Origin of the sequence: Aestuariibacter sp. GS-14 (assembly GCF_006494365.1) — a bacterium.
GTDB lineage: Bacteria > Pseudomonadota > Gammaproteobacteria > Enterobacterales > Alteromonadaceae > Alteromonas > Alteromonas mangrovi.
This window is the reverse complement of the sequence record NZ_VHIP01000005.1, coordinates 49945-72601: the sequence shown is the minus strand read 5'-3', so window position 1 is coordinate 72601 and position 22657 is coordinate 49945. Positions and strand designations below refer to the sequence as shown.

Below are 22657 nucleotides of genomic sequence, written 5' to 3'. Positions count from 1 at the left end.
CACTGTTGCCCGGAAACATCCCATCAGCAAAGATCAACACGCCCTAGTTATAAGCAGTCTATATTTAATTAAGTTATTTCTTTATCCGCATAGCTAAAATTATCACTGATAAAGGAATCAGCCAGAATATTGCCCCACCGCCACTACCATTGGATGGTGTTGATGTGGAGGTCTGAATCTCGAAAGTTTGCGTCAAAGATGTCTCTTCTTGTCCGTCGGTCAATTTAAACGTTAGCTCAATCTCATTATTAGTTAGCGTAGATGGGACGGTAAATTCAAATAATGTGGGGTCATCTATATCGTGATTATTGAGTTGCAGTGCTGGACTTGAAACCGATAAATTCAGGATATCTTTGTTTACGTCGTAGACAGAGAATTCAATGACAGCTTTTTGGCCTTTTTGTAGACGGGAAACATGCTTAATGGACAATTCCGGAGCCGTGTTTACTGGTATTATTTCTACACCGAGCTGCTTTCTGATCACCTGATCACCCTTACGGGCAATAAAAGCAAATGAAATAAACTCGGCCACGTCGACCCGTGGTGCGCTAAAGCTAAATCCATTCACGACAGGACTGATAGCGACACTTTGCCCCATAAACTGGGCGTAATTAGTTGATACATCTGTAGCGTCACCTGATACGCTCCACGAAATTTCAATGGAATCCCCTGCAAAAGCTTTGGTATGCGAGGAGCTAAGGTGCAATGCGAAGGTTTTGTCTATCGCTTCTTCCGGTAATACATATTGATTGCCCGGTACCCCAAGTCGCTGGTAATTGAAACGCCCCTCAATATAATTTGCATTCGGTTGGGGGAGGGCTGCAGATGATCCAGCCAAGTAGTCGCTCAGGAGTAAGTCAAGCTCAGACAGTTTGGATAATTCGATGTCTGCCAGATTAGTACTTTCAGATATATCCGTATCTAAATTGTATAGCTGGTACATGTCTTGTTTAGTCGTACCATAATAAAATGTTTTGATTAGTTTCCAGTTATCGAGCTGAATGGTAGCTGAAGGTGGGAGCCAGTCAGGGACGGAAGATTGTGTCGGATAATAGGTTATTACCGGCCTCGACGGTAATGAATCACCCAGTAGCGCATCTGAGAAATTGGTGCCGTCAACCAAATGGGATTCTGGCCAGGAAAAGCCGAGCTCCTGAAGTAATGTGGGATATATGTCTGCTGTCTGAATAAATTCATTGCTAAGTGTATGAGGCTGACTTTTCCCTGGCCAGATTACAAATGTAGGTACTCTATTGCCCCCACTATATTGCGTGGCTTTACCGCCACGGAGAGGAAAGTTGCTTGTGGGGTGGATCTGGCCGAGCACATCATACATATTACCCCCATTGTCGGAAGTGAATATTATGATTGTGTCGTTTTCAATTCCTGCTTCAACAAGACCTTCCCACAATATGCCAATAGCATCGTCAAAGTGCTTTACCATGGCAGCGTACACAGCACTTCTCTGGCTGTTGTAGGGACTTCTCTTTTCAACGAAGTAATCGTAATAATCACCGGAGGCCGACAGGTACGGCGCATGCACTGAAAAAGGCCAGAAGTTAATAAACAGGGAGCCGTCGTTGCTATTGTCCTTGATCCACTTAACCGCCTCCTCGGCTAACCGGATATCTATATGCTCTCCTGGTGCTTGTGGTTGTAATCCGGGAGCAAAGGACCACGGTGCCAGGTAACCGCTTGTAGGGCCTGAGCCAGCATAGTGAGGGATGTCAACATCAAAACCGTGCTCAAGTGCACTAAATGGTTCTGCTCCTAAATGCCACTTTCCAAAATGCGCAGTTTTATAATTATTCGCTTTAAAAATAGTAGCCAGCGTGGGTATTGCTGTATCAAGTCTTGTTGCTGTGTCGGGTGCGGCTGAAAGTTGATTTGATGCTGCAGTAGATCGCTCTGTAGCTATCAACCTGATTTCCGATGTTTCTATGTTGGGATTTAGAATATGGTGTCTTGCTGGCGTTTGACCTGTAAGTAAAGACGCCCTGGTGGGAGAACACAAAGGACTGTTAGTAAATGACTGCGTAAACACCATGCCACGATCAGCAAGTGCATCTATATTGGGGGTTTCATAAAATTGGTTGTCCTGGTAAATAGATGTGTCATTCCACCCCAGATCATCGGCAAGAATAATAAGGACATGTTTTGGATTTTCCTGCGCCAGAGAAGTCAGGGACAATGAAAGTAATAAAAGAAGCAGAAACACACTGCGCATGTCAGTCCTTGTTGACAAGAGAAATTAAAACAGTCCCATCATGATTATCAGTAATCAAAGGCTAATATAAGAAAATGAATATTTTGAACCGATCGTCGTACGGTATCGTTAATGTTTAAGTACGTCAACAGAGCAATATTTCCTGATTAAATGACGCAGGTATTTGGTGCTGAAATCATTAGGTTAATTCAGAGCGAATAATAATACGAACTAAAGAAAAGCAAACCCTAAAATACTTAACTCGAAAACAGAACCCAAACAATTAACAGGCTAACGTGACACATTTAGCCGTTTCATCGAGTGACTCGCGTCAGTTCATCTAAATAAAAAGGCGAAGTAATAACTTCGCTTTTTCAATGTCTTAGATTCAAGAATGGCAGTTCTGTAATTTTGGTTGACTGTGCTGCTATTGGTGCTATGTACAGCTAAGGTGCCAGCCTGCCCGGTGTTGTTGCCAGGCTTCATTTACCAGCTCCGCATTAATTAACGGATGCTCTTTCAGCCAGCCTTCGGGGAAAGTGAGTGACCAGTCCTGTTTGTCTACTTTTAATGTAATTGCTGGGATGTGTTGCTGATGTCTGCGCAGGCATACCACAACGGCAATTCGCAAAATCCGTAACAACCCCATTAACATGGCACGTACATCATCGTGATACAGATTAAACGGTTCAATTCGAACAGCCTGGCGATGACACTTCACTAAATCGCGTATAGCGGCACGCTGAAGGCGGGTGTAGCCCGGTAAGTCAATGTAATTCAGAATGTAGGCACCATGGTCGTGATGCTTTTTATATTCGATATGTAAACCCAGTTCATGCAACATGGCCGCGGCATCTAACACTGCTTCAGTATCAAGGTGACAAAAATCTGATTGCTTACACAGTTGCTTACACAGGTTAATTGCCAGCTTTCTTACATTCACAGCATGCGGTTTATCAATGTGGTAGCGGCGCATTACCGTGTTGATGGTTTGCGTTCGGCGATCGTTGTGCTTTACGTTATCAAGCATGCCATAAATCAAACCTTCGCGTAGCGCACCACCAGAAATATTCATTGTGGCAATCTTTAATCGCTCAAACAAAGCAAGAAGAATGGCCAAGCCGCTGGGGAAAATGGGCTGGCGATTAGGTTCCAGACCATCAATTACCAGATTAGCCAGATTGCCACAATCGATGCACTGTTGTTTAAGGTTATAGAGATAATCCAGGCGAATAGCATCGCTGATTTCTTGTTTCACCAGAATTTCGGTAATGGCTTGTGGAGTACCCGAGGCGCCCAGGCAGTTGTGCCAGTCGAAGCACAAAAAGCTGTCTACTACCGGATCGAGTAAAGCATAGGCTGCTTCCATGGCGCGGTCGAAATTAGCTTGTGAAAGCTCCCCGTCGAGGAAATAACGTTCCATAAAGGTTACACAACCCATGTCCAGACTGACCAAATGAATGGGCTGCATATCGTTGCCAATGATAATTTCGGTACTGGCACCGCCAATGTCGATAACCAGTGTATTGCCCTGGTTAGCTGATGTGTAAGCCACGCCTAAATATATTTGGCGGGCTTCTTCTTCGCCTGAAATTACCTGCAAGGGATGTTTTAGGATCTGTTCCGCTTTTTCAATGAAATCCTGAGCGTTACGAGCCAGCCTCAGGGTTGCGGTAGCAACGATACGAATATTCGAGGCGGGAATGTCTTGCAGCCGTTCAGCAAAGGTCTCTAAACACTGCCAGCCACGCTCCATCGCCTCGAGGCTCAGTATCATATCTTTATCGAGACCAGCAGCCAGGCGCACTTTCTGCTTTACCTTGCCGATGATTTGCACGCTCCCGTTGACCACGTGCACAACCACCATATGGAAGCTGTTCGATCCTAAGTCAACGGCCGCGTAGTATTCGCCGAGTGTCTCGGCGTCATATTGAGTTTCAGGCTGCATAGTGTAACGCCGTATTATTTTTGCTGCGGTGGTCTTCCTTTGCCCCGACGGTTAGATGGACGTCGGTTTTGTTTACGCTGACGCTGTCTCGGTGGCGTTATATCGTCCAGCAGGGCGTCGTGCACGTAATCGGTTACCGGAATGGGATGGCGGATATAGCTTTCAATACCGGGCAGATTTAATGCATATTTTTCGCAGGCGAAACTTATGGCTATGCCACTTTTTCCAGCGCGTCCTGTACGACCGATTCGGTGCACATAATCTTCCGGATCATCAGGCAAGTCATAGTTAAACACGTGTGTAACAGCTTCAATGTGCAAGCCACGGGCCGCAACGTCTGTTGCTACCAGAATGTCCAGGCCACCTTTGGTAAAGGCTTCCAGAATGCCCAAGCGTTTCTTTTGCGGTACATCACCACTTAACAAACCCACTCTGTGGCCGTCTGCTTCGAGCCAGTCGGCTACTCGCTCACAGCTGTGCTTGGTGTTGGCAAACACAATGGCCTTTTCCGGCCATTCTTCTTCAAGTAAGGTAAGTAGCAGGCGCATCTTGTCGTCATCTGACGGGTAAAACAGTTCTTCCGACACGCGGCTGGCGGTCATTTGCTGGGCTTCTACCTGAACATGAGTAGGATTGTTCATGTGTTCATAAGCCAGTTCCTGAACGCGATAGCTCAGCGTGGCAGAGAACAGCATACTCAAGCGTTCGCTAGCAGGCGGCATTCGACGGAACAGGAATCGGATGTCTTTAATAAAGCCTAAATCGAACATGCGGTCGGCTTCATCAAGTACGGCAACCTGAATATTATTCAGGCTGAACACGCCTTGTTTGTAGTAATCCAAAATGCGTCCGGTCGTGCCAATTACAATATCTACCCCTTCCTGTAATGTTTCCCGTTGACTTTGATAACCTTCGCCCCCATAAATGAGGCCAAGTGAAAGTCCGGTATGTTGAGCGAGTAGTTCTGCATCATTATAAATTTGCACAGCGAGTTCGCGGGTTGGTGCCATAATAATGGCTCTGGGGCCAGCTTTCTTGTCTTCAGCCGACTGTGCACGACTTAAAATGTGGTGGAATGTCGCAACAAGAAATGCGATGGTTTTTCCAGTTCCGGTCTGGGCCTGACCGGCAATATCATTACCTTCTAATAAAGGAGGTAAGCTCAACGCCTGAATTGGTGTACAATGCGTAAAATTAGCCGCATTTAGTGCATCAATCACTTTGCCATTGATAGGCAAATCGGAAAAATGTGTTTCGGTTAAATGAGTTGTTTGCATAGCTTATAGCTTATCAGTGCTTGCATTAAAAAACAGTTTCTATATAACACTTATGGTAGAGCTGAACAAATCAGCGACAGACCAATAACGGAGAAAAGAATGAGCGACAAAATTATCCAGTTGACTGACGATAAGTTCGAAGCAGATGTTATCAATGCATCAGGTCCTGTGCTGGTTGACTTCTGGGCCGAGTGGTGTGGCCCTTGTAAAATGATTGCACCAATTCTTGAAGAAATTGCAACCGATTTTGAAGGCAAGTTAACAGTTGGCAAGCTGAATGTCGATGAAAATAATGAAACTCCACCTAAATACGGCATCCGTGGTATTCCTACCCTGTTGTTGTTTAAAGGCGGTAACGTTGCTGCTACTAAGGTAGGCGCTTTGTCTAAAGCCCAGTTAACTGAATTCCTGAACGCTAATCTGTAAGCGTTTAGTAAAAATGTAAAAGCCGCCGCAAGGCGGTTTTTTTATGTCTGTTTGATCTCAATTAAATAACGGGCGAGCCGAATCCGCTAAGCTGTTGCGCTCTGTTTAATAACCACACTGCGACACATTATGCGAACTCCTGAACTGCTCTCGCCAGCAGGCTCCATGAAAAACCTGGAATATGCGCTGGCCTACGGCGCCGATGCGGTCTATGCGGGTCAGCCGCGATATTCACTACGGGTAAGAAACAACGAATTTACCTTAGAAAAGTTGGCCGAAGCGCGAGCCTACACCTGGGAAATGGGTAAGCAGCTTTATGTTGTAAACAATATTGCGCCGCACAACAGTAAGCTAGCAACCTTTTTGAGCGATTTAGGGCCGGTAGCCGCATTGAAGCCCGATGCCATGATCATGTCTGATCCGGGTATTATTATGCTCACCCGGGAACACTATCCTGATTTGCCTGTTCACTTGTCGGTACAGGCAAACACTGTGAACTGGGCTACAGTAAAATTCTGGCAGCAGCAGGGGATAAAGCGGGTGATTTTGTCGCGCGAACTCGGCCTCAACGAAATTGAAGAAATTCGCCAGCGCTGTCCGGATATTGAACTGGAAGTCTTTGTTCATGGTGCACTGTGTATGGCCTACTCCGGGCGCTGTTTGTTGTCGGGTTACATTAATAAGCGCGACCCTAATCAGGGGGCATGTACCAACGCGTGTCGCTGGCAATATGATGTAAAACCTGCCACCACTAACGATGTTGGGCAGTTTATACCAAGCGGTGAGCCGATCGCACCAACACTGGGTAAAGGTCAGCCCGTGAATCAACCGTTTTTAATTACCGAACCACAGCGACCTGATGAACCCATGGCAGCTTTTGAGGACGAACATGGCACATACATTATGAATTCTCGCGATTTGCGCGCGGTGCAGCATGTTCATCGATTAACCGAAATTGGTGTCGATTCGTTAAAAATAGAGGGGCGCACGAAATCGTTTTATTACTGCGCGCGGACTGCACAGGTTTATCGCAAAGCCATCGATGCTGCGGTTGCAGGTGAACCCTTTGATCCACATTGGTATACGGAGCTGGAGCATCTGGCAAACAGAGGATATACCGACGGATTTTTACAGCGGCACAATCATCAGGATTATCAACAATACGAGCGCGGCAGTTCGGTGAGTGCCTCAAGACAGTTGGTTGGCGAAGTAACCGGTGAAGATGAAAACTGGTGGTATATTGATGTTAAGAATCATTTTACTGTCTCCGATCTGATTGAAATTATGACGCCGACAGGGAATAAGATTGTGCAATTGGCCGCATTGCAATCGGCTATCGGGGAGTCTGTGCTTGTGGCACCGGGCAGTGGCTATCAGGTGCGTATTCCAAGGCCCGCTGATCTTTCCGCTACGCATGCTGTAATGTTGCGCTGCACGGGCTAGTCTTTGGCGTTGTTAAACAGGCTGAAGCCATTGATACGTCGCTGTAAGCGGCGTATTGATGGTAACCGCAAAGTTTTTTTAACATTTAATCCTGAAAGGCTGGACGAGTGAAAATTATGGTGCTAACGTTACAACACTAGGAAATCTTTCAGAGTTCTTGGCATCCTTACAAGCCTTACCCGGCTGGCCCATACCCGGGCAACGAACCCTTTTCAATACAATTTAACGAATTTCCCAACAAGACGTTCAATATACACAAAGACCCACCAGTATGAATCTAACTGAACTAAAGAATAAGCCAATTAACGAATTGGTCGCCCTATCCGAAGAAATGAGCCTGGAAAACATGGCTCGCGCGAGAAAACAAGACATCATTTTCTCTATCCTTAAAGCGCATGCGAAAAGCGGTGAAGACATTTTCGGTGATGGTGTGCTCGAAATTCTTCAGGATGGCTTCGGATTTTTACGTTCAGGCGATTCATCTTATTTGGCCGGCCCTGACGATATCTACGTTTCTCCAAGCCAGATCCGCCGTTTTAATCTGCGCACTGGTGATACGATTTCAGGTAAAATCCGACCGCCGAAAGACAGTGAACGTTATTTTGCCCTGTTGAAAATCCGCGAAGTTAACTTCGACAAACCAGAAAATTCCCGCAACAAAATCCTGTTTGAAAACTTAACACCACTGCACGCAAATAGCCGTTTGCGCATGGAGCGTGGCAATGGTTCATCAGAGGATATTACTGCCCGTGTTCTGGATTTGGCATCGCCAATAGGTAAAGGTCAGCGCGGTCTGATTGTTGCTCCGCCAAAAGCGGGTAAAACCTTATTATTACAGAACATTGCTCAGTCGATTGCTGCTAATCACCCCGATTGTGAACTGATGGTATTGCTCATCGACGAGCGTCCGGAAGAAGTGACCGAAATGCAGCGTCTTGTGCGTGGTGAAGTAATTGCGTCTACTTTTGACGAACCAGCTAGCCGTCACGTTCAGGTAGCGGAAATGGTTATCGAAAAAGCAAAGCGTTTGGTTGAACATAAAAAAGACGTAGTTATTCTGCTGGACTCAATTACCCGTCTTGCCCGTGCATACAACACAGTCATTCCGTCATCTGGTAAGGTACTTACCGGTGGTGTGGATGCCAACGCATTGCACAAGCCTAAGCGTTTCTTTGGTGCAGCGCGTAACGTTGAAGAAGGCGGCAGTTTAACTATTATTGCTACTGCGCTGATCGACACTGGCTCTAAGATGGACGAAGTGATTTACGAAGAGTTTAAAGGTACCGGTAACATGGAACTGCACTTAAACCGTAAGATTGCTGAAAAACGCGTATTCCCGGCAATCGACTTCAACCGCTCAGGCACCCGTCGAGAAGAATTACTGGCTGGCCAGGATGAACTGCAAAAAATGTGGATCCTGCGCAAAATCGTGCATGAAATGTCAGAAATTGATGCGATGGAGTTTTTGATCAGCAAGCTGGCCATGACCAAGACAAACGATGAGTTCTTTGATGCAATGAAGCGTCAGAAGAGCTGATTGCAATCAGTTAATTGAGTTAATAAATAAGAAAGCCGCTGAAAATTCAGCGGTTTTTTTTTCTGTAATACGTTGGCCCTTAATGTATAGTTATTATCAATATGTTTTTAATATTCGGAAATTCTATGCGAAAGTTTTCCCTGTTCTTCGCCCCGTTGGTTTTCTCTGCGGTAGCTGCTGCACAATCTGGCGATGTTGATCGTTTAGCTAACGAAGTGGAAGGTGATGTTATTGCCTGGCGCCACCATTTACACCAGTATCCTGAGCTGTCTAACCGGGAATTCAATACGGCGGAATACGTTGCAAAATTTTTGCGTTCACTCGACCTTGAAGTAACGACAGGTGTAGCAAAAACCGGCGTGGTTGCTGTGCTCGACAGCGGCAAGCCTGGCCCTGTAGTGGCTTTGCGCGCCGATATGGATGGATTACCGGTTCCGGAACAAAACGACCTGGCATGGCGCTCTACTCAGCGCGGAGAGTTTAAAGGGCAGGACGTGCCAGTGATGCACGCTTGCGGCCACGATACGCATATGGCAATGCTGATGGGCACTGCCAGTGTGTTAACAGCTATGAAAGACCAGTTGAAAGGCAAAGTGAAATTTATATTTCAGCCGGCAGAAGAAGGCGCTCCTCCAGGAGAAAAGGGCGGTGCTGAAATCATGGTTAAAGAAGGCGTGCTGAAGAATCCGGATGTTGACGTAATTTTTGGCCTGCACATTAGTGCGAATGCCAACATTGGTACTGTGAGCTATAATGCCGGTGGCACAATGGCAGCAGTCGATCCGTTCAAAATTGTAATCCACGGCAAGCAAGCGCACGGTGCGTATCCCTGGAAGAGCGTTGACCCTATTACTACCGCAGCACAAATGATCATGTCGTTACAAACCATCGTGAGCCGGGAGCTTAAACTTATCGATGACGCGGCTGTGGTAACTATTGGCTCAATTCACGGCGGTAACCGCTCTAATATCATTCCCAACGAAGTAGAAATGGTGGGTACAATCCGCACCCTCAATCACGCGGCCAGAGAGCATGTCTATGAGGCAATGGCCAGAAAAGTAAAAGGTATCGCCGATAGTATGGGGGCAACAGCAGAATTAACGTTACCATTAGACTATAATTACCCTATTACGTTTAATGACCCCGCGCTGACTGCTCAAATGTTACCTACGGTTGAACGCACAGCCGGTAAGGAAAATACCATTCTGGCTAAACCAGTAACTGGTGCGGAAGATTTTTCATTTTATCAGGAGCAGGTTCCGGGACTCTTTATGTGGCTGGGAGGAAAGCCTCTTGACGTACCAGTAGAAGAGTCTCCGGCGCATCATACACCAGAGTTTTATGTGGACGATGCTGGCATGAAGCTTGGCGTTCGGGTGTTATCCAATCTAACCCTCGATTACATGGCACAGCACGGCGGATAATACTCTCTGCTATAAGAGCGGTTATGGGGAATCACTTGCTTAGAGCATTCGCGCTAATTGTTGTTGGGGCGTTTGTCAATCTTCTGCCTGAGCCTATCGAAAGTCAAGGCGTCATCTTTTTTGGTGGCGGCTTTGCGGTTACGGTAGCTTTGCTGTATTCGATACGGTTAACCGTGGTCGCTATGGTGGCCGTGTATGGAGTCTTATTGCTAAAAGGCTACGATTGGCCTTTGGTGCTATTTCTGGCCGGCCAGCCGCTGTTAATTAACCTGTTGTATGACCGCACTGACACACTCAATCCACTAAAAGTAGGAATTGGTTGGTGGAGCGCTTTCACTGTCCCCATCTTTGCCGTCATTGTTGCTGTTCATTACAGCGGTAGTCCTGACACCGCTTTAACCGCGTATATAGTAACCTGGTTAAGTGGTGCGTTTTCCTGTCTGTTTGGACACTTGTTATTTCTCACCATGGTCCGGCGGCTCGATATTGGCTATAAGCTGAAGTTTAATGTGGAAGTACTGTTCCGCTACATGTTCTCGGCTTTGTTTTTCTTCATTATTTTGTCAATGACCTATGTGTACCTGGGCCAGCTGCAGCGTCAGCAAGCCAACCAGGTTAGCAACTACATGGGGCATCGTTCGCAGGTGATGGCAGAAGAGCTGTCGTCGTTTCTGCACTATCACGCCACAGCAATAACCAGCGCAGCTCAATCCATTCATTTAGCGTCACAAAATGGCGCAAACCTGACGAGGGTGGCACCGGACACACTGGCCAATATGGCCCGCAACTATCCGGAGTTTCTGACGTTTTTGATCGCTGACACAAATGGCAAAATTACCTATTCTTATCCTACCAATTTGTTATTCAGAGCGAGACAGCTTGGCAGGGCAGACATCTCACAGCGGGAATACTTCGTTAAGGCTATTGAAACTAACAACACCTTTGTGTCCAGTGCTATTCAGGGGCGAGGCTTCGGCGATGATCCCATCGTGGCAATTTCAAGCCCGCTTCGCGATGCAACAGGCAATGTGATTGGTATCATTGAAGGCTCATTAAATCTCAGTAGTTTTATGGAGTACGACAGTCGTAACCTGGCCTTGTTCTGGGCGGTCTACCAGGATAATAGCGGTACGGTGGTTTATGCGTCTCCGGAGTTGCAAATTAACCCACTGGAAACTCCTGATATGCAGTTCTGCTCAGACGAAAAATGCCAGGGCAGAAAGCATTTCATGGGGCGGGAGTGGTTTGTGGCTCAAGCGTTTGAGCCTGAACATGGCTGGACTGTTTCAATTTTGTATGAACACAGTAGCTTTGTGGCATTGAGTACCAGTTATTTACGGTGGGCGCTGATATTACTGTGCGTGTTGACCTTTTTAGGGATTTATTTAGGCGGCAAAGTGGCGAGAATTTTTGCTGATCCTATCAGAGAGTTGATGCTGACTTTCGCGGGCTACACACCGGAAAGAAAAGTTCACCATCAGGTATTTTCTAACGAAACCCTACAACTCACTGAGATTGCTGGTCTGGGTAACGAATTCAGGGAACTGGGTGAACGTTTGGTCAGCGTGTTTAGTGATTTAAATACCGCAAGAAAACGCCAGAATGTGTTAAATCAGGAATTGGAAGAACTCAATCGCACCTTAACCGAGCGGGTAGAGGAAAAAACGGCGTCCTTAGTGAATGCGCTTAACCAGGCAGAAGCTGCCAGTGTGGCAAAATCACAGTTTCTGGCAAATATGTCTCATGAAATCCGTACACCCATGAATGGCATTCTTGGTACCTGCGAGAACCTTCTGGAAAAATCGCATGATCCTAAGACAACCAGCCGAATTCAGGTAATTATGCAATCAGCAACCAATCTTCTGCTTATATTGGACAGTATTCTCGATTGGTCAAAAATTGAAGCGGGCAAAATGAAGCTGACACTGCATCCCATGTCACCGCGAAAAGTCATTACTGCCTGTGTTGAAATACATCGCCAGGCTGCCACACGCAAACAGATCAGGCTGGATGTTAAATGGGCCGAAAGCGTACCGGAAATGGTGAAAGGCGATGCAGTAAAAATCAGTCAGATTCTGAATAACCTATTGAGCAATGCGGTGAAGTTCACCGCTATTGGTGGCGTTTCTATGTACGTTGATTATGCCAACGGATGCTTGAATATAGCGATAAAAGACACCGGTATAGGCATAGATAAATCTGAGCAATTCAAAGTGTTTGAACAGTTTGTGCAGGCTGATGCTACTACATCTCGTCAGTTCAGTGGTACAGGATTGGGGCTGGCGATCACCAGTAAGCTGGTTGAGCTAATGTCTGGCACTATTTCACTTGATAGCGAGTTGGGGATGGGCACAGTATTTACCGTATCGTTGCCAATGGCAATTACGGATCACGTGGAGCCTGCTTTTGATGAAACACGTCTTTCTCTGCCTTCGGGACTCAAAATCCTGATTGTCGAAGACAACGACATCAATGCTGAAATCCTGATTGATATGCTCAAGGATGGAAATGCCAAGTGCATAAGAGCCAAAAATGGCCGGGAAGCGCTGGAGGTGATTGCCCGGGTTAACTTTGATCTGATATTAATGGATTGCCAAATGCCCATTATGGACGGATTTACGGCCACCAGGGAAATTCGTGGTATGGAAGATGCCAAAGCTTCCACGCCCATAGTTGCGCTTACGGCAAATGCGTTTGAAGACGACAGAAAAGCCTGTTTAGCCGCGGGTATGAATGATTATCTGGCTAAGCCGGTGCGCCGTGGCGACTTATTCCGGCTCATTATTCAGTATGCAAGCGGTAAGTAACCCTAAACTGTATAAGAAAAGCGTTACAACCTCGCTTATTTTTTCTCAATCAGCGATTGACGGAACGCCTGCGCAGATAAGCTAATTGGGCGGCGCTTGTTGGTAACCACCTGCCAGTTACTGTGCAAAGGAAAATCGCGCACCTTTAGTATTTTTACATTGTCGGTAGACGCCTGCGCCAACGTGTGCCGCGACAATATCGCCAATCCCAACCCCGCAGAAACGGCCAGGCGTATAGCTTCATTGCTTTCAATGATCATTTTATTATTCAGTGTAATACGTTTTAAGTCGCAATATTCATCCAGTGTTCTGCGGGTGCCACTGCCTTGTTCACGTAGCAGAAATTTCTGATTTACCAACTCGCTCAACGAACAATTATCCGGCCCGTCATAATCGGAGGGGGCTATGATCACCAATGGATTTGACATGAAGGGTACACATTCCAGGTCTTCATCTTCTGGTGGGTACGTAAAAATGTACAGATCGTCCCGATTATGTGAGAGGCGTTCAATAATCTGCGCCCGGTTACCCACAGTGAATCGCACGTCAATATTAGGATGCTGCCGACAGAACGGGCTAAGAAACGGGGGAATAATGTACTTGGCAGTCGTTACCACTGCGAGTTTCAGTGAGCCTACTTCCACACCGCGCAATGCACTTATCTGACTGTTGAGCTTCTCCTGAGAAGTCAGCACTTCCTGAGCACAGCGATACACAGCTTCACCGGCCTCAGTCAGTTGAATTTTACCCTGGTAGTGCTCAACCAGCGGCAGGCCAACAATACTGGTTAATTTCTTTAATTGCAGCGAAACCGTTGGTTGGGAAAGCGACAGTGCGTTAGACGCTGCAGTCACTGATCCGCTGTCTACAACCTGTTGAAAGACTTCTAATAAACGGAATGTCAGGGAATTCATTAACGGCTCTCTCTGAAAATATTGAAATAAAAATAGAACAAAAAAGCATTTATTTCTATCTATATTTTGAAGCGTAACAATATTTTCGGCAATGCCATTGGGTTGAATCGAATAATTGGCAGGTCAGATTACCACTTTTACGCATCAATGAATTTTACATAAATATAGTTATTGGATTGGGCGGGCTATGGGCAAATGTACCAAAATAGGCTAATATCGGCCGCTTTTCGAGCGCTGTGTATTATTCCAGCACCTGTTGATTACAACTAGCCAGTGAGGACAGCATCATGGCAAAAGTCGCGATCGTTATGGGGTCTACATCAGATTGGCCTACCATGCAGAATGCCGCGTTAATGTTAAAGCAATTTGGCGTTGAGTTTGAAGCTCAGGTAGTGTCAGCACACCGAACGCCAAATTTACTGGTGGAATTTGCCGAAACGGCTGAAGATAAAGGCTTCTGCGCTATTATTGCAGGCGCTGGTGGCGCCGCGCATCTTCCTGGTATGATTGCTGCCCACACCCATTTACCTGTATTTGGATGTCCTGTTCAGTCTAAAGCTCTCAATGGTATGGATTCGTTGCTGTCTATTGTGCAAATGCCAAAAGGCGTTGCGGTAGGCACGTTAGCTATTGGTGAGGCGGGCGCGGCCAATGCCGGTCTACTGGCTGCGCAGGTGGTTGCTTTGCAAGACCCACAAGTGCGTGAAGCAGTGATAGCGTTCAGAAAGTCGCAAACTGACACCGTATTAGCAAGTGGTAAGCTGGAGTTATAATTATGCAAGTGCTGGTATACGGTGCCGGACAGCTGGCACAGATGATGTATCTGGACGGCGCAGCGTTAGGGATTGATGTACAGGCTGTCGATGTAAGCAACAACGCGGTCGTTCACCCCGTAAGCAAGCAACCGCTGGATTGCACGTTAGCGCAAGCCATTGAACGCGCCGATGTGCTTACCGTTGAGTTTGAGCATGTGCCGGAAGGCTTGCTTGAAACCGCTGAGCAATCCGGCAAATTGTATCCGAACAAAGAAGCGATTCTGGTTGGGGCTGATCGCGTGCGCGAAAAAGCACTACTGGAACGTTTGAGTATTCCCAACTGTGCGCACCACATCGTAACGGACCTTGCGCAATTGGATGCCTGCGTTGAAGCATTGGGCGAGCGCCTGATCATTAAAGCCAGCCGTGACGGCTACGATGGTTATGGCCAGTGGCGTTTGTCGCAAAAGTCAGATTTACCTGCACTAAAGGCGCAACTTGAAGGGTTGGATTTGGTGCGCGTACCGTTGGTGGTTGAGCAAATGCTGCAGTTCGACCGCGAAGTGTCGTTGATTGGCGCGCGCAATGTAAGTGGGGAAATCAAGGTCTATCCGCTGGCGGAAAACCTGCATTACCAGGGGCAGTTGCATGTGTCAGTAGCGCCCGCTACGAACAGCAATGATGCGCTAACAGCCAAAGCGTTGGAGATTTTCAGCAAGCTGGTAGAAGGCATGGATTATGTGGGTGTACTCGCAGTGGAATTGTTCCAATGTGGCGACACACTGCTGGTGAACGAGCTAGCTCCACGTGTACACAACTCTGGTCACTGGACTCAGGCCGGTGCGGATACCAGTCAGTTCGAAAATCACCTGCGTGCGGTGCTGGATTTACCCCTCGGCGATACGGCTAATATTGGTGGTAACGCCGCGGTAAGTGCAATGATCAATATCATTGGTTGCGACAGCCATGACCTGGCGTTACTCAGCTTGCCTGGGGTACATCTAAACTGGTATGGCAAAACGGTGCGCAACAAGCGCAAAATGGGCCACATCAACGTCACTGCGGGCAGTTATCAGGCACTTGGCGCTAAACTGGAACAGCTTTCAGGCTATTTATCAGCAGAACACTTCCCTGAATTAATAAAAGAAGCGTCACGTTTGCAAAAGTAAGCTTGACATTCACGCGTCGCAGCATACAATGCGGCGCGCTTACCCAGAAGGGTAAGTGCAAAACTTAATGGGCCGACTTAGCTCAGTTGGTAGAGCAACTGACTTGTAATCAGTAGGTCGCCAGTTCGATTCCGGCAGTCGGCACCATTTCCCTCTTAAAGCAATTCGTTTTTTTCAATCAGGCGAATCGCTTATCCAGATCAATAATTCATGTTTTCTCGCTTGTTTTAACAGGCTTTTATCGTCTACATTGTTAACAGGTAAACGACACAAAAGAAAACAAAATACATGCCTCATTTGTCTGTAGTAAAGCGCGCTGTCGCGCTCAGTGTTTGCGTATTGGGCTTAGTTTACGCGGGTGCAATTACCGCTATGCAAGGTGTAATGGTACACAATGCTAATGCCCGTGCTACCTTTGCCATGGCTACTACTGGTGCCGTGTATTTTACCGTTATGAACCACAGTGAGCGCGCCGTTACGTTGACCGGAGTAAGTGTAGACAGCGCTGTTGCCGCAGAAGCACAACTGCATACCACGGTAATGGAAGGCGATATGATGAAGATGCGCCAAATGACTGATGGCATCGAAATTGCGCCGGGAGACATGGTTGAATTTAAGTCGGGCAGCTACCATGTAATGTTACTGGGGTTAACTAAACCACTAAACGAAGGGACGACGTTCGATATAACACTGACCTTCGTCAATCAACCGCCCATTATCACCACCGTAACCGTAGGTAAGGGTGGCAGTGAGCAGTCGCATCACCACCATGAGTGATGGGCAAGAGGAGTCATCCTATTATGCGATTTCCCTCTATAAATAACACAACCGATTAAAGCTAAGGAGTGAATGATGAGCAAGATTGACATTGGTATATCAGAAACCGATCGCGAAGCCATTGCCGGGGGCCTGAAAAAAGTACTGGCCGATTCGTACACCCTGTATTTGCAAACTCACAACTTTCACTGGAACGTGACCGGGCCTCAGTTCCGTGAACTGCATCTGATGTTCGAAGAACACTACAACGAACTGGCGCTGGCAGTGGATGATATTGCTGAGCGTATTCGTACATTGGGTTTTGCTGCGCCTGGTACTTACCGTGCGTTTGCTGAATTAAGCAGTATTGAAGAAGTTGACGGTGTGCCTGAAGCGTCTGAGATGGTAAGGCTGTTAACTCACGGCCACGAACAGGTTGTGAAAACCTGCCGCAGTGTGCTACGTGTAGCCCAAGATGCCGATGACGAATCCACTTCGGCACTGGTCTCAGATCGTATGCGAGTCCACGAAAAAACCGCCTGGATGCTGCGCGCTATGGTACAGTAAATTCAACGTTAAAAACGAGAATAACAATGATGAAGCAGCCTATAAAACGGGTTGCCAAACTAACAGCACTGGCTTTCGCCGGTGCTGTTGCGTTTAGCAGCCAAGCGACAGAAGACGTCACCGTTACCGAACTGGCCACAGGACTTAACCACCCTTGGGGAATGACATTCCTGCCTACTGGCGAAGTACTTATTACTGAACGCAGTGGGCAGATGCGCGCATTTAATTTTGCTTCTGGGTTGAGTAGCCCATTGAAAGGCGTGCCTCAGGTTGCTGCCAACAATCAGGGCGGCCTGCTGGATGTGATTGCAGATCCTGATTTCGCCAATAACCAAACCATTTATTTCTGTTACTCGCGTCCCACAGAAGGCGGTAGCAGTTCGTCTGTTGCCAGCGCTACTTATGCGGCCGGTGAACTCAAGAATGTTAAGGATATCTTTATCGCCGACTCGGTGGTCGACAATGGTTTTCACTTTGGTTGTCGGTTAGCGTTTGACGCTGAAAACGATCTTTATATAGCACTGGGCGATCGCTACAAGTACATGAAAGAAGCGCAAAACACCGACAACCATTTTGGCAAGATAGTGCGAATCGGCAAAGACGGTGGCGTGCCTTCAGACAATCCGTTTGCAGAGGGTAAGGCGCCCGAAGTGTTCAGTTATGGCCACCGCAACGTGCAGGGGCTGACCGTTCATCCGGAAACCGGTGAAGTATGGGCCATGGAGCATGGACCCAAAGGCGGCGACGAGATTAACCTGATCAAAGCGGGCAACAACTATGGCTGGCCGGTGATCACTTATGGTATCGACTACAATGGCGATATTATCTCTGATAAAACCCATCAGGACGGCATGGAACAGCCAGTGTTGTACTGGAATCCTTCAATAGCCCCCAGCGGAATGACGTTTTATAACGGGGATGTGTTTAAAGCATGGCAGGGTGATTTACTGGTTGGCGCACTGAAATTCCGCCATCTGCGCCGGATCAGTTTTAACGACAAAGGTGAGCCGGTTTCACAAACCGAATACCTTAAAGATCGCAACGAACGTATTCGCGACGTCGAAGTAGGTCCGAATGGCTTTATCTACCTGTTAACCGACGAAGACAACGGTAAATTACTGCAAGTTACGCCAAAGATGTAATCAATATCCGGTATGAAGTGCGCTACCCAAGCAGGTAGCGCGCTCAACTTGCTTATTTGGCCTCAGATGGAGACGTATCGTCACTGCTGGTTTTATAGCGCTCAAACCAGGCCAGAATATTTCCCACCTTTTGAATCAGCCGTGATGGCTTGGATGCAATGCCATGCGAGGCGCCCGGTAAACGCAACATCGCTGCATCAACACCTTTTAATTTTAATGCCTGATAAAACTGCTCGGATTCACTGATCGGCGTGCGGTAATCTGACTCGCCGGTAAGCAGCAGTGTGGGTGTGGTAACATTACCTACCAACGACAGCGGCGAATGTTTCCACAAGTGTTCTGGTATCTCCCAAGGCATCCCTGGCATCCAGTACTGACTAAAATAGGGGTAGGCGTCGGCTGTTAGGGCAAAGCTCATCCAGTTAATTACCGGCTTAGCAACAACCGCGGCAGCAAAGCGATCGGTTTTGCCAATCGACCATGCCGTGAGTACGCCACCACCCGAACCACCGGTAATAAACAGATTTTTCGTATCTACATTACCCTTGGCTATCACGCCATCAACCACGTCCATCAAGTCGTTGTAATCCTGAGACGGGTAATTGTGGTGGATAAGATTGGCGAAGTCTTCACCGTACGACGTGCTGCCGCGAGGATTCGACCACACAACAATATAACCTTTGGCCGCCATTAACTGGATTTCAGCACCAAAGTGTGGGCCATAAGCAGTGTGAGGTCCGCCGTGAATTTCCAGAATAAGCGGGTAGGTTTTGGTTGCATCAAAATCCGGCGGTAACAGCATCCAGGCGTCAATGGTTTTGCCGTCTACTGATGACGTTACGGTTAACGCCTGAATATCAGACATAGTGAGATGCCCAAGTACATCTTCATTGAGGTTTGAAATGGATGATGTTTTACCGCGCTTGCTTCTCAGGAATAAATCCGCTGGGCGGGTGCCAGAAGAATAGGTGTAAGCTATCTCGTCATTTACCGATACCGCAAATTGCCCCGATGTGTACGGACGTCCCAGGGACTGCCCTGAAAGGGTCACATTCAACGATGTTTCGCTGCCATTGAGTGAAAATTCAGATAATTTTACCTGACCGTGGTCCTGATAGCTGATATACAAGCTATCGCTGTCTGGTGCCCATTCTGCCTGGTCAACCTGACGATCCAGTTGTTCGGTAATGTTACGCATCTTGCCATTAGCCAGCGTCATTACCCAAATGTCGGATTGCTGGTGGCTGAGTTTGCGATCGTTAACATAACGAAACGCCAGATACTTGCCGTCGGGGCTGAGCATGGGCGCTGATTCCGGCCCAGCCAAATCGGTAATTTGAGTGACTTGCGATGTTTTTACATCGATTTGATAAATGTCGCTGCTCATGACTTCCATGGCGTAGTTGTCACTGGGATTCATGGAGAAATAAATATGGGTACCGGCTTTGTTCCAGCTCAGGTCGCCATTGTTTGGATATGCATCAAACGTGAGCTGACGCGGTGTACCGCCATCTGCAGGGAGAACATATATCTGAGAAAATCCAGAGGGTGCATACCCCGCACCATCGAAGCGATAGTTAGTTTTTTCAATATAGCTGCCCGTGGGTGCCCATTCTGCTTTGGCTGGTTTGGCCGGCATACCGGTAAATAACGGTTTTTCGGATACGGGGGTAAACAGGGTGAATGCCAGTTGCTGGCTGTCAGGCGACCACACAATACTACCGGGCGAGTAACTTAAATTGGTTAATTTGGCGTCTTCACCTGTATCAAGGTAGCGAATATACAATTGCTGACCTCCATCGCGGTCTGACAGGTACGCCAGCTTTTTGCCATCTGGCGAAATAACCGGGTTGCGGACGCTTGCGCTTTCAGACAACAGTGGACGATGTGTCCCTTGTTTAATGTCATAACGCCACAGACTAATATGCGTACGGTCGTGCATGATATCGTTGCTGCGGCGCTCGTAGATCACTTGCTTACCGTCGGGAGTGAACAGCGGAGAGGCCGCGTATTCCAATTCAAAGACGTGTGGGTAGTCGAAGTACTTTGCAGGTTCAGTGGCATTTACCAGCCCGCTAACAGATAGCAGTGCAGTAGCCAGCATCATGGGTTTTACAGGTGCTTTCATCTTATTTATTGTCCCGGTTTTCTGTCGTTGTAAGGGAAATATTGCCCGTCCAAATATCTTTATACATTACCCAGTCGCCCAACAGACTATAAAAAGGGTAACGAAACGTTGCGGGTTTATTGTGTTCAAAAACAAAGTGTCCTACCCAGGCAAAACCGTATCCAGCCAACGGTAAGCACCACAGTAGCATCCAATGCCCGGTAACAGCAGACAAGATCAATAAGATTATTACCAGCGTCGAGCCGATGAAATGCATCAACCTGCATCTCGGATCGCGGTGTTCGTTCAGATAGTAAGGGTAAAAATCGCTAAAGCGGTTAAAGGGACCTGCGTGTTTTTCTGTCATGACTGCCTCGTTATCAATTGTTGTTTTCAGCGAGTAATTGGCCTGGATACTTGTAATTGCGTTCAGGATGCCCATATTGTTACACAACGCTAATACTGACAAATGAGCATACCGCAGATGATGTCGAACAATATTGTTGACCTGACCGTCGAGAATTTCCAGCAGGTTATTCTGGAAATCTCCAGAGAGAAAGTTGTCCTGATTGATTTTTGGGCCGAATGGTGTGAGCCATGTAAAGATTTGATGCCGGTACTGGAGAAAATTGCCAGAGATTACCCCGATACACTGCTATTGGCGAAAGTAGACTGTGATCGCCAGCAAGAGGTGGCCGCACAGTTTGGTATTCGCAACCTGCCTACCGTTATGGTAGTGAAAGACGCGCAACCGGTTGATGGATTTGCCGGCGTACAGCCAGAATCCGAAATTCGCGCTATGTTAGCGAAATATTTGCCAAGCCCGGAAGATGAATACTTGCAAAAGGCGTCTGAATGCCTTGCCGAAGGCGATTATGCGGCAGCCTTTCCGTTTGCGAAGCAGGCCTACGACATCAATCCCGGTAATATCGATAGTAAGTTTTTGTACATTGATTGTTTAGTCGAGACAGGTGCGCTGGAGCAGGCAAAAACCCTGCTAGGCGAAATTAAAATGGTCGACCAGGATCATCGCTACCAGTCACTCCAGGCTAAAATAGAACTCGCCGAGCAAGCCGCCGATACCCCGGAAATTCGCGCTTTGTTTGAACAGGTTGAAGCACAACCCGACAACCTGCAGTTAAAAGTGGATTTGGCTGTGGCCCTTTATCGGGTGCAGCGTTCGGCTGAGGCGCTGGAACTACTGCACGGTGTGCTGTTAAAAGACTTTGGTTTTGGTGAAGCAAAGAAAACCATGCTGGATGTGATTAACGCCCTGCCTGATGGCGACGCGCTGAAGTCGACCTATCGCAGAAAACTGTACAGCCTGATGTATTAATTGAACTGCCCTGGGAGGGTCGTCTCTCAGGGCGTATATCCATCGCCTTGAAGCCACTTTAGTGCTTCCAGATAACTGGTGAAATACTGCCTTTTATATGCTTTCAGGGCCGGATTATTGCTTACCATTTGCGGATTTGTTCGCTCTAATTGCGCGTGTTTTATGTGATTTGTGTCTACCACATACGCCGCCCTGCACAAGCCTTTGCTGATATTACGGGCAATGCCCTCCCGCACTTTAACCTGAGATTCAGGCGTGCTGAGCACCCATCGGCGACAGTCAATGATGGCCGCCCATGGGGTATTGTTGAATGTTTCTGATACTGGCAGCATTTCGTCTACCAGCAAATTCGCCATGGCCAAATCCCAGGCGCCGGTAACGTAGACTTCCAGTATATTGTTGGAAACCGTCAGGCTAAACTGACCTAAATTAGGAAATAGCATGGCACATTCAGTTAACAGGTGTACGCTGAGTATAGAGGGAAATACTGTGTTGCAACATAAAAATTTGGAGATAGCCAAAAATGCCTGATTGGTTCTGGCCAGCAATAGCCATGGTAGTGATTTTGGAAGGGCTGGGCCCCCTTTGTTTTCCAAACAGATGGAAAGCCTATATCAAGGAGCTCAGCAGTTTGACTGTTGCCCAACTGCGGCAAATTGGTGGTGTCACCGTGATTATTGGCGCATTGTGGCTACTCTGGGCAACAACCTGATTCGTTTCTCGATGGTAAGGGATAACCGGTAGCACCCTCGTTATTGGTATTAATTGTAAGATATTCCTTATTAAATCACTCCGTGCTGAATATTTGTGCATAAAACAGATGATCAGGTGTGGGGAATTTTG

General features: G+C 47.3%; 19 protein-coding genes and 1 tRNA gene. 13 read left to right on the top strand and 7 right to left on the bottom strand.

The features are described from left to right. Window positions 1-73 precede the first annotated feature (73 nt). The 3 genes from FJ444_RS09925 to rhlB form a co-directional block, all read right to left on the bottom strand. Window positions 74-2227: a sulfatase gene (locus FJ444_RS09925; RefSeq protein ID WP_140958136.1), complete on the bottom strand. Its 2154-nt coding sequence runs from the start codon at window positions 2225-2227 to the stop codon at window positions 74-76. A 415-nt stretch (window positions 2228-2642) separates the two neighbouring features. Further along, window positions 2643-4154, bottom strand: coding sequence for a guanosine-5'-triphosphate,3'-diphosphate pyrophosphatase (locus FJ444_RS09920; protein WP_140958135.1), 1512 nt, complete (start codon window positions 4152-4154; stop codon window positions 2643-2645). 14 nt (window positions 4155-4168) lie between these two features. Beyond that, on the bottom strand, window positions 4169-5431 hold the full coding sequence (gene rhlB / locus FJ444_RS09915) for an ATP-dependent RNA helicase RhlB (protein WP_140958134.1): 1263 nt from the start codon (window positions 5429-5431) through the stop codon (window positions 4169-4171). A 99-nt stretch (window positions 5432-5530) separates the two neighbouring features. On the opposite strand from rhlB, the gene trxA (FJ444_RS09910) reads away from it, so the two are divergent. The 5 genes from trxA (FJ444_RS09910) to FJ444_RS09890 all read left to right on the top strand — a co-directional run bounded on the left by trxA (FJ444_RS09910) (window position 5531) and on the right by FJ444_RS09890 (window position 13068). Beyond that, window positions 5531-5857 carry a thioredoxin TrxA gene (gene trxA / locus FJ444_RS09910; RefSeq protein WP_140958133.1) on the top strand — a complete coding sequence of 109 codons (327 nt, stop codon included), beginning with the start codon at window positions 5531-5533 and terminating at the stop codon, window positions 5855-5857. Between the two features lie 129 nt (window positions 5858-5986). Next, entirely contained in the window at window positions 5987-7300 is a 1314-nt protein-coding gene (gene yegQ / locus FJ444_RS09905; protein WP_140958132.1) for a tRNA 5-hydroxyuridine modification protein YegQ, read from the top strand. A gap of 271 nt (window positions 7301-7571) precedes the next feature. After that, on the top strand, window positions 7572-8837 hold the full coding sequence (rho, locus tag FJ444_RS09900) for a transcription termination factor Rho (protein WP_140958131.1): 1266 nt from the start codon (window positions 7572-7574) through the stop codon (window positions 8835-8837). A 125-nt stretch (window positions 8838-8962) separates the two neighbouring features. Further along, entirely contained in the window at window positions 8963-10261 is a 1299-nt protein-coding gene (locus FJ444_RS09895) for an amidohydrolase (RefSeq protein ID WP_140958130.1), read from the top strand. 35 nt (window positions 10262-10296) lie between these two features. Further along, complete coding sequence (locus FJ444_RS09890) at window positions 10297-13068, top strand: response regulator (protein ID WP_181405122.1); 2772 nt, start codon at window positions 10297-10299, stop codon at window positions 13066-13068. Window positions 13069-13103: 35 nt separating this feature from the next. Here the strand turns inward: FJ444_RS09890 and FJ444_RS09885 are convergent, their stop codons facing one another. Continuing rightward, window positions 13104-13982, bottom strand: a complete 879-nt coding sequence (locus tag FJ444_RS09885) for a LysR family transcriptional regulator (RefSeq protein WP_140958128.1) — start codon at window positions 13980-13982, stop codon at window positions 13104-13106. 287 nt (window positions 13983-14269) lie between these two features. Here FJ444_RS09885 and purE point away from each other — a divergent pair, with 287 nt between their 5' ends. The 6 genes from purE to FJ444_RS09855 all read left to right on the top strand — a co-directional run bounded on the left by purE (window position 14270) and on the right by FJ444_RS09855 (window position 18371). Continuing rightward, on the top strand, window positions 14270-14755 hold the full coding sequence (gene purE, locus FJ444_RS09880) for a 5-(carboxyamino)imidazole ribonucleotide mutase (protein WP_140958127.1): 486 nt from the start codon (window positions 14270-14272) through the stop codon (window positions 14753-14755). Window positions 14756-14757: 2 nt separating this feature from the next. Next, window positions 14758-15906, top strand: a complete 1149-nt coding sequence (locus FJ444_RS09875; RefSeq protein WP_140958126.1) for a 5-(carboxyamino)imidazole ribonucleotide synthase — start codon at window positions 14758-14760, stop codon at window positions 15904-15906. A gap of 71 nt (window positions 15907-15977) precedes the next feature. Continuing rightward, window positions 15978-16053: transfer RNA gene (locus FJ444_RS09870), tRNA-Thr, on the top strand. A 141-nt stretch (window positions 16054-16194) separates the two neighbouring features. Beyond that, on the top strand, window positions 16195-16683 hold the full coding sequence (locus FJ444_RS09865) for a copper chaperone PCu(A)C (RefSeq protein ID WP_140958125.1): 489 nt from the start codon (window positions 16195-16197) through the stop codon (window positions 16681-16683). 75 nt (window positions 16684-16758) lie between these two features. Further along, window positions 16759-17229 carry a Dps family protein gene (locus FJ444_RS09860; RefSeq protein ID WP_140958366.1) on the top strand — a complete coding sequence of 157 codons (471 nt, stop codon included), beginning with the start codon at window positions 16759-16761 and terminating at the stop codon, window positions 17227-17229. 26 nt (window positions 17230-17255) lie between these two features. Next, window positions 17256-18371 carry a PQQ-dependent sugar dehydrogenase gene (locus FJ444_RS09855; RefSeq protein WP_140958124.1) on the top strand — a complete coding sequence of 372 codons (1116 nt, stop codon included), beginning with the start codon at window positions 17256-17258 and terminating at the stop codon, window positions 18369-18371. A gap of 52 nt (window positions 18372-18423) precedes the next feature. Here FJ444_RS09855 and FJ444_RS09850 read toward each other — a convergent pair whose 3' ends face one another. Then, window positions 18424-20499 carry a S9 family peptidase gene (locus FJ444_RS09850; RefSeq protein WP_140958123.1) on the bottom strand — a complete coding sequence of 692 codons (2076 nt, stop codon included), beginning with the start codon at window positions 20497-20499 and terminating at the stop codon, window positions 18424-18426. 1 nt (window position 20500) lies between these two features. After that, window positions 20501-20845: a DUF962 domain-containing protein gene (locus FJ444_RS09845; RefSeq protein WP_140958122.1), complete on the bottom strand. Its 345-nt coding sequence runs from the start codon at window positions 20843-20845 to the stop codon at window positions 20501-20503. Between the two features lie 117 nt (window positions 20846-20962). On the opposite strand from FJ444_RS09845, the gene trxA (FJ444_RS09840) reads away from it, so the two are divergent. Continuing rightward, window positions 20963-21814 carry a thioredoxin gene (gene trxA, locus FJ444_RS09840; protein ID WP_140958365.1) on the top strand — a complete coding sequence of 284 codons (852 nt, stop codon included), beginning with the start codon at window positions 20963-20965 and terminating at the stop codon, window positions 21812-21814. Window positions 21815-21840: 26 nt separating this feature from the next. Here the strand turns inward: trxA (FJ444_RS09840) and FJ444_RS09835 are convergent, their stop codons facing one another. Beyond that, entirely contained in the window at window positions 21841-22257 is a 417-nt protein-coding gene (locus FJ444_RS09835; protein WP_140958121.1) for a hypothetical protein, read from the bottom strand. A gap of 80 nt (window positions 22258-22337) precedes the next feature. Here FJ444_RS09835 and FJ444_RS09830 point away from each other — a divergent pair, with 80 nt between their 5' ends. Further along, window positions 22338-22526 (top strand): DUF2065 domain-containing protein, encoded by a 189-nt coding sequence (locus FJ444_RS09830; RefSeq protein ID WP_140958120.1) that lies wholly within the window; start codon window positions 22338-22340, stop codon window positions 22524-22526. The last annotated feature ends 131 nt before the right edge of the window (window positions 22527-22657 follow it).

Coding starts and splice junctions, on each gene's coding strand:
- FJ444_RS09925 (WP_140958136.1), bottom strand. CDS start 2,227: ATGCGCAGTGTGTTTCTGCTTCTTTTATTACTTTCATTGTCCCTGACT.
- FJ444_RS09920 (WP_140958135.1), bottom strand. CDS start 4,154: ATGCAGCCTGAAACTCAATATGACGCCGAGACACTCGGCGAATACTAC.
- rhlB (WP_140958134.1), bottom strand. CDS start 5,431: ATGCAAACAACTCATTTAACCGAAACACATTTTTCCGATTTGCCTATC.
- trxA (WP_140958133.1), top strand. CDS start 5,531: ATGAGCGACAAAATTATCCAGTTGACTGACGATAAGTTCGAAGCAGAT.
- yegQ (WP_140958132.1), top strand. CDS start 5,987: ATGCGAACTCCTGAACTGCTCTCGCCAGCAGGCTCCATGAAAAACCTG.
- rho (WP_140958131.1), top strand. CDS start 7,572: ATGAATCTAACTGAACTAAAGAATAAGCCAATTAACGAATTGGTCGCC.
- FJ444_RS09895 (WP_140958130.1), top strand. CDS start 8,963: ATGCGAAAGTTTTCCCTGTTCTTCGCCCCGTTGGTTTTCTCTGCGGTA.
- FJ444_RS09885 (WP_140958128.1), bottom strand. CDS start 13,982: ATGAATTCCCTGACATTCCGTTTATTAGAAGTCTTTCAACAGGTTGTA.
- purE (WP_140958127.1), top strand. CDS start 14,270: ATGGCAAAAGTCGCGATCGTTATGGGGTCTACATCAGATTGGCCTACC.
- FJ444_RS09875 (WP_140958126.1), top strand. CDS start 14,758: ATGCAAGTGCTGGTATACGGTGCCGGACAGCTGGCACAGATGATGTAT.
- FJ444_RS09865 (WP_140958125.1), top strand. CDS start 16,195: ATGCCTCATTTGTCTGTAGTAAAGCGCGCTGTCGCGCTCAGTGTTTGC.
- FJ444_RS09860 (WP_140958366.1), top strand. CDS start 16,759: ATGAGCAAGATTGACATTGGTATATCAGAAACCGATCGCGAAGCCATT.
- FJ444_RS09855 (WP_140958124.1), top strand. CDS start 17,256: ATGATGAAGCAGCCTATAAAACGGGTTGCCAAACTAACAGCACTGGCT.
- FJ444_RS09850 (WP_140958123.1), bottom strand. CDS start 20,499: ATGAAAGCACCTGTAAAACCCATGATGCTGGCTACTGCACTGCTATCT.
- FJ444_RS09845 (WP_140958122.1), bottom strand. CDS start 20,845: ATGACAGAAAAACACGCAGGTCCCTTTAACCGCTTTAGCGATTTTTAC.
- trxA (WP_140958365.1), top strand. CDS start 20,963: ATGATGTCGAACAATATTGTTGACCTGACCGTCGAGAATTTCCAGCAG.
- FJ444_RS09835 (WP_140958121.1), bottom strand. CDS start 22,257: ATGCTATTTCCTAATTTAGGTCAGTTTAGCCTGACGGTTTCCAACAAT.
- FJ444_RS09830 (WP_140958120.1), top strand. CDS start 22,338: ATGCCTGATTGGTTCTGGCCAGCAATAGCCATGGTAGTGATTTTGGAA.